Origin of the sequence: Streptomyces sp. NPDC015532 (genome assembly GCF_043078065.1) — a bacterium.
GTDB lineage: Bacteria > Actinomycetota > Actinomycetes > Streptomycetales > Streptomycetaceae > Streptomyces.
The window spans coordinates 82,630-89,020 of the sequence record NZ_JBIBSY010000026.1; the positions used below are offsets into that span (position 1 = coordinate 82,630).

At 68.3% G+C, this 6,391-nt stretch carries 6 protein-coding genes, 1 tRNA gene and 1 pseudogene; 3 read left to right on the forward strand and 5 right to left on the reverse strand.

All coding sequences use genetic code 11. From position 1 onward, the window contains the following. Positions 1-20: 20 nt before the first annotated feature. Positions 21-929: a hypothetical protein gene (locus tag ACF07B_RS41425; RefSeq protein ID WP_392182745.1), complete on the forward strand. Its 909-nt coding sequence runs from the start codon at positions 21-23 to the stop codon at positions 927-929. A gap of 258 nt (positions 930-1,187) precedes the next feature. On the opposite strand, the gene ACF07B_RS41430 is transcribed toward ACF07B_RS41425, so the two are convergent. The 4 genes from ACF07B_RS41430 to ACF07B_RS41445 all read right to left on the reverse strand — a co-directional run bounded on the left by ACF07B_RS41430 (position 1,188) and on the right by ACF07B_RS41445 (position 2,840). After that, positions 1,188-1,364 (reverse strand): dihydrofolate reductase family protein, encoded by a 177-nt coding sequence (locus tag ACF07B_RS41430; protein ID WP_392182746.1) that lies wholly within the window; start codon positions 1,362-1,364, stop codon positions 1,188-1,190. Positions 1,365-1,449: 85 nt separating this feature from the next. Beyond that, positions 1,450-1,791 (reverse strand): transposase, encoded by a 342-nt coding sequence (locus ACF07B_RS41435; RefSeq protein WP_392182747.1) that lies wholly within the window; start codon positions 1,789-1,791, stop codon positions 1,450-1,452. A gap of 315 nt (positions 1,792-2,106) precedes the next feature. Continuing rightward, positions 2,107-2,190: transfer RNA gene (locus tag ACF07B_RS41440), tRNA-OTHER, on the reverse strand. A 233-nt stretch (positions 2,191-2,423) separates the two neighbouring features. Continuing rightward, a complete protein-coding gene (locus ACF07B_RS41445; protein WP_392182748.1) occupies positions 2,424-2,840 on the reverse strand; it encodes a hypothetical protein in 417 nt (138 codons plus the stop codon). Between the two features lie 1,122 nt (positions 2,841-3,962). Here ACF07B_RS41445 and ACF07B_RS41450 point away from each other — a divergent pair. Together ACF07B_RS41450 and ACF07B_RS41455 are read left to right on the forward strand one after the other, a co-directional pair. Next, positions 3,963-4,118, forward strand: a pseudogene (locus tag ACF07B_RS41450) (IS5/IS1182 family transposase); the annotation flags it as partial. Positions 4,119-4,290: 172 nt separating this feature from the next. Next, positions 4,291-5,274 (forward strand): TIGR01777 family oxidoreductase, encoded by a 984-nt coding sequence (locus tag ACF07B_RS41455; protein ID WP_392182749.1) that lies wholly within the window; start codon positions 4,291-4,293, stop codon positions 5,272-5,274. Positions 5,275-5,465: 191 nt separating this feature from the next. Here the strand turns inward: ACF07B_RS41455 and ACF07B_RS41460 are convergent, their stop codons facing one another. Then, a complete protein-coding gene (locus ACF07B_RS41460; protein WP_392182750.1) occupies positions 5,466-6,146 on the reverse strand; it encodes a TetR/AcrR family transcriptional regulator in 681 nt (226 codons plus the stop codon). Between the last annotated feature and the right edge of the window lie 245 nt (positions 6,147-6,391).

The window sequence follows — 6,391 nt, forward strand, 5'->3', positions numbered from 1 at the left end:
CGGACCTCGACAGGATTCCCATGGCACTGAGCTTCCACGGCACTCGCCGGCACATCGCCGCCTGCGTCCTGACCGTCACGGTGGGCGCAACGATCTGGGCGCTCGCCGACGCGAGGGCCCAGAACCCCGAACCCCGACCCCATCGTCCGCTGTCCCCGGCCGTGCTGGCCGAACAGGGCTTGCGTCCGCCGATCTACACCCAGCTCTACGCCTGGACCCAGAGCGGCGAACAGATCGCGACCGCCCAGCAACAGGTCCTCGTCGCCTGCATGGCCGAGCGCGGATTCACCCTCAAGCCCGCTCCCGTGGCGAAGGCGGGTGACGCGGCGGTGTCCCGCCCGACTCCGTTCGGTCTCGAGACCCTCGAAGAAATCGGGGCGGACAGCCAGACGCAGGCGCCACCGGAGCAGCCGCAAGGAGAGGCCTTCAACCGCGCCCTCTACGGCAAACCCGGAAACGAGATCTCCGTCAAGGGCAAGCTGCTCAAGGTGACCATGCCGGCGGGAGGCTGCCAGGCCGAGGCGGAGAAGCACATGCTGGGCGACGGCCGGGTGCGGTGGACGGAACTGCGGATGCAGCTCGACGAAGGGGAGCAGACAGCGTTCAAGTGGCTCAAGCACGACTCCCTCTTCCGCAAGGCGAACGAGGGCTGGCGGCAGTGCATGCTCACCAACCGCGTCCAGGCCAAAGACCCCCTCGACCTGATCAGAGCCTTGCCGCCCGACGCGGACATCCGCACCCACCCCGCAACCAAGGCGGACGTCCACTGCAAGCAGGACACCGGATACCTGCGCACCGCCTACGCAAGACTCGCCGTGATGCAGCAGCGCTGGCTCGACGATCACCCCGACGTACTCAAGGACCGCACCGCGCTGCGGGACAGGCAGCTGAGAATCGCCCGCCAGGTCCTTCAGGGGCAGATTGGCTGAGCACCCGGCGCACCCGGTCTGCACCGGGTGCTCACGGCTGGGTGTGGTGGCGGAGGGAGGCCCCGCCGACGGTGAGGTCAAGTCCGGAAGATGCCTTCAGCCGCCGAACCGCCTCGGGGTCGAAGTCGCGTTCGATCCGGGTCCGGGTGGTGGAGGCCGACTCCCGCGTCCTGGAGTACACGACCTTGTCGGCCGCCTGCCAGATCTCCGCGAACTCCCGCGCCCGGACGACTGGCCCGCGATGGACGGGTCCGTCTCTCAGACAGCCATCATGTCGTACAGCCGGCGCCCGTACAGGTAGATCCCGACCGGCCGCAGCACGTCCTTGATGAAGGAGCAGCACTCCTCGTCCGGTACAGCCCAGTCGAAATTGCCGTCCGCGTCGGCGATGTAGCCGTCCAGGGACACATTGAACATGTAGATCAACTTGGCCATGCGAGCCTTCTGCCAGGTCGGGGCCACGTGCATGTCCCGCAGCACACCAGCCCGCGCCTGTGACAATGCCCGGCGAACGGCACGGTCATCGCTGCGAAGGGCTGCGTCTGGGACTGCCGCGGCTCTGGCGATTCCGCCCGGCCCGTTCGCGGACCCGGCCGCGCAGTCGGTAGTCCGGCTCGGTGACCAACGCGCCGTCGCGCCCACGGCGGAAGAAGGCATACACCCGGTCACACGCCGGGAAAACTGCGGGCATCGCCCGCCCCTTGATGCCGTTGTCGACCAGATAGAACACCGCATCCAGCATCTCCCGGTGGCAGTAACCCTCCAAGCGGCCACCGCGGCCTTCCAGACAGGCCAGTACCGGCAGAGCCGTGCGCACCACCGCCCACTCGGCGTCCGTCAGATCCGACGGATACCGGCGCACCCGCACCGGATGGTCGGCGGCATTGCCGAACGGTGCGCGAGACAGTCACACGAGCGCGCCGAGGAGTTGGACTCCACACATGCCCGGCAGACCTCAGTGACCGTCGCGCCATAGTTCGCATCGAGGGGCCACGCTGTTGGACTCCGGGGCTACCTCTGGGGACGTCTTGAAGCCTCCCGATGACGGCCGGCAACGGCAGATGACGACAGACGGCAAAAGCGCTGCCCCAGCCCAGAGGCGGCACGCAAAACACTCGCGCAGGTGCCCATCAACGAGGTGGGTTGAGGTGGAACCGCACCCTGGAAGGCAAGAAGGTGGCCACGGCCCGGATTCGAACCGGGGTTTCTGCGTCGGGCGAACCCGAGCGCAGGGTCTTAGGCCGCTAGAGGACTCATGGCCAGGTGGACCATACCAACTCGAAGACTGGCGAGCCCAGCTTTTCCCGGGTGCCACCTCAGGTCACCTGGCACGGGGCGGCTGAGAACGATCCGCATCGCAACCTACTCGAATCCGGTCGAAATCAACCACACTTGAACACATGGGTGGTTTATCCGATCGATCCCAGTTCGCATGTGATCGTCGTGGCGCGAGGGATGTTGTCGGGAAACGTGCCCGGCTTGGCCGCGGTGCGGTCAGCCGTCGTGGTCGGTGATGCAGCGGGGAGTGGACGCACTGCAGATTTTGGCCCGTAGGGGTACGGAAGGGCTGGTATAGCCCCATTCGAGGAAGGTGACGGTCCGGTTGGGTTCCAAGGTGGCCCGGGACTGATACAGGAGGCCCTGGTGGTCGTCCCCGGTGAAGTGGAAGGGGCCGGGATCGTCAACGACGATGGCGAGGCTGTAGGAAGGCTGCTGGAACTCGTCCGACGAAGGCCTGTGGTCGGTGAGCCCCTCCATCCGGCCGACCGTCGGCACGGATGGGTCGTGGGCGACGCGATAAGGGCCGCACCTGAACCCCGATTCATCCTCACGGTGGTAGCCGAGGCAGTAGCTGTCGCCGGATATCCAGCCCACCTCGCCACTGCCTTTCTGTCCGCGATGGATGACCACCACGGTGTTCTGGGCCGGCGTGGCGTGCCCCGGGGGGAGGGCTGCCGTACGGAGCCACTTCGCGAGAACGCTGTCCTTCGGCCCAAGCCGGGCCGCCACCCCTACGGGACGTGCCGGACCCGCGACGGGCGTGGACGCCGCCGAGGCCGATGAGAGAGCAGAGGCAGTCGGGCGCGGCGTACCCGCAGCCTTGCCGTGCCCCTCGCTCGTGCACCCGGCCAGGGCCAGGAACAGTGCGCCGCATGCCGCGAACCGTCTGACAGGCCCAGTTGTCATCGAACCCAAGCCCCCTGGTCAACAGTCTTGAAAGGAATCAACACCGAGACCTCCGCGACCAGCCTCCGGCCCAGGCTCAGTGCGGTCAGCCTGTCGGTCGGCCAAGTTGATCGCTCACTCACGGACGCCATCCTGACGGTCACAATCCAACGGCGCCATGGGTTTCACAGCAGTTCCGATCACCGCCGCGACGGCGCAACCAAGCCGGCGCAGCGCGTGACCCGCTGTCGATCGAACAGCGAAAACAGGCAGGTAGCAAACACCACCTGCTGCTGACGGACACGGTACCGCGCTCAATATCATCATGATCGCGACCAACGTCAACGACGTCAGTCAAACCCTCACCTTGATCGATGGAATGCCACCCGTCTCCGGCCGGCCCCGCCGGCGCCCGAAGCCCCGTTCGGCGACTCCTGGCCGGCAGCCGACAGGCGACGTCGCTGCGCCGGACGGAGAGCTACGGATCAGAAGGCTTCTGACATCCAGTGCTGACATCAACGACACCGGACGGGGACGAACACCAGCGTCTCCGTCCGGCCCTCGCAGCAGTGGCCGACCGCGGCGGGAGCGGGCCCGGATCGAACTTACAAGGCGGATGTCGGCGGTTCGAAACTGTCCACAGTTACCGGCCCCAAGAACAGACAACCAGCAGGCCCTGCTCCTGTGGCAGTGGCGTACTCATTGCGCGGCTGGCGCTGACGGGTCTCTCCTTGGCCATCGACGAAGCCCGACCGTCGCCCGGATCAAGATCAAGCTTGACGAGTGGGTGACTGGTCCAACGGGCGCCAAAGCGAGTGTCTGACTGCGTGACAACGCCGACACACACCGGCGGACGAACACGAACGCTTCGACCGTGAGACCTACATGCTGCGCAACACGGTCGAGCGGTGCAGCAACCGCCTCAAGCAGTGGCGAGGCATCGCCATCCGCTACGAGAAGACCGCCGCCATCCGCCTGGCGGGACTCCACATCGCCGGCATCTTCCTCTGGTCCGCCCGATGATCCGGCTGGGGCTTGCCGCGAAGGACGAAGCTGACGTACCGACGAACGTCGCCGCAGCCGTCCGGCCCCCCGCCCGTGTCCGCCGCCTCGCCCTGGCGCGCACCGGATCCCCAAGTTGAACACGTTCAAAATGAGGGGCTACGCTGGTGGCGAGCGAAGCCGAGGGGGTTCGATGAAGGTAGTGCTGCCCGGGGGAACCGGACAGGTGGGCACGATTCTCGACCGCGCGCTGACGGCGGCGGGCCACGAGGTCACGGTGGTGACCCGGCGCCCCGTGCGGGCGCACGACATCGGATGGGACGGGGTCACGCTCGGCCGCTGGGCCGAGGCGATCGACGGCTGCGATGTCGTTATCAACCTGGCCGGACGCAGCGTCTCCTGTCGTTACACCCCCGAGAACCTGCAAGCCATGATGAACTCCCGCGTGGATTCGGCGCGGGTGGTCGGCGAGGCGATCGCCGCCGCCGCGCGGCCACCGCGCGTCTGGCTGCAGATGAGTACAGCGACGGTCTACGCCCACAGTTTCGACGCGGCGCACGACGAGGCGACCGGGGTGATCGGCGGCTCGGAGGCCGGGGTGCCGGACTACTGGGCGTACAGCGTCGAGATCGCGAGGAGCTGGGAGCGGGCGCAGGCCGAGGCGCCGACTCCCGCGACCCGCAAGGTGGCGCTGCGCTCGGCGATGGTCATGAGCCCGGATCGGGGTGGCGTGTTCGACGTATTGTCGCGGCTGGCGCGCCTCGGGCTGGGCGGTCCGGTGGCCGGCGGCGCGCAGTACGTCTCCTGGATCCACGAGCAGGACTTCGTGCGAGCGGTGGAGTTCCTGGTCGCACGGGACGACCTCGACGGGCCGGTGAACCTCGCCTCGCCCGGGCCCCTTCCGCACCGCGACTTCATGCGGGCGCTGCGAACGGCCTGGGGCGTCCCCGTAGGGCTGCCGGCGACGCGCTGGATGGCCGAGTTGGGGGCGTTCGCGCTGCGCTCGGACACCGAGCTGCTGTTCAAGAGCCGTCGGGTGGTGCCGGGGCGGCTGCGCGCGGCCGGGTTCGCCTTTGCGTATCCCGAGTGGGAGAGGGCCGCCGCGTCCCTCGCGCAGCGGGCCAGGCTGGTTCGTGCGGCATCGGGTCGGGCCCGTCAATCGAGCCGCGCCGCGTAGCGGAGTCCTGCGGATCGCCGCGCTGCGAGTGGGTCCACCATCGCCGTCGCAGACGTGCGGGCGTCCGGTCACGCGTGAAGTTGTCGGCCGAACGGCGACGGGCCTCGTGGTCGACGGTGCGGCCGTCCGCGCCACAAGGCCAGGCCGCCGGCACGCGGCGACTCATCGTGTCTTCCCCGGCAGCGCGGCCCTCAGTGTTCGGCCCCGCCCTCGACCAGTCGCCTCAGCGAGGGGAGCAGGGCGTCGAGGTCCTGGCCGGTACGGAAGGCGACGACCGTGGTGCCGGCTCCGCCCGCCGGCGAGCCGGCCGCCGGGAAGAGGGCGAGCACGTCACGCATCGCCTCGTCCACCTCGCCGACCGGATCCGTGGTCTCTCCGCGCAGCCAGCGGCGGAGCACGTGGTTGTGGGCCGCGACCACCGCGGCCGACATGAGTTCGGCTCTGAGGGACGCCGACTTGGCCGCGTCGCCCATCCAGTCCGCGATGAACTCACGGAACAGCCGCTGATAGCGCCCCACACTGGCGATCTCGCGGTCGCGGAGGGCGCCCACCTTGCTGGTGAGCACGTACCGCCGGCGCGCGAGGTCGCCTTCGTCGAGGTAGTGCAGCAGAACCAGGCGGACCGCGTCGGAGACGGCGACCAGGGCGGTGCTGTGGCTGGAGGTCGCCAGCCGGTCCCTGATCAGGTCGAGGAGCCGGTCGTGGTCGGGGAAGATCACGTCTTCCTTGGACCGGTAGTGCCGGAAGAACGTCGTACGTCCCAGCCCGGCGCGTTCGGCGATGTCGTCGACGGTCGTCTGCTCGTATCCGCGCTCGTCGAAGAGCGCGAAGGCGGAGTCAGCGAGTCGGGACCGCGCGGATGGCTTGCTCATGATCGCCCATCTTTCCCCGTTTCGGCCTTCGGAGGCCACTTGCCTTCCCGAATGGTACTGCGTACCGTCAGCATGAGATCGAGTACCGAGGAGGTTCACGGTGAGTTCCGTTGCGCGTACCGAGTCCGACCTGCCGACACAGCCGGACATCGACATCCACACCACCGCGGGCAAGCTCGCGGATCTGCAGCGCCGCATCCAGGAAGCGACGCACGCCGGCTCGGAGCGCGCCGTCGAAAAGCAGC

Coding starts and splice junctions, on each gene's coding strand:
- ACF07B_RS41425 (WP_392182745.1), top strand. CDS start 21: ATGGCACTGAGCTTCCACGGCACTCGCCGGCACATCGCCGCCTGCGTC.
- ACF07B_RS41430 (WP_392182746.1), bottom strand. CDS start 1,364: ATGGCCAAGTTGATCTACATGTTCAATGTGTCCCTGGACGGCTACATC.
- ACF07B_RS41455 (WP_392182749.1), top strand. CDS start 4,291: ATGAAGGTAGTGCTGCCCGGGGGAACCGGACAGGTGGGCACGATTCTC.
- ACF07B_RS41460 (WP_392182750.1), bottom strand. CDS start 6,146: ATGAGCAAGCCATCCGCGCGGTCCCGACTCGCTGACTCCGCCTTCGCG.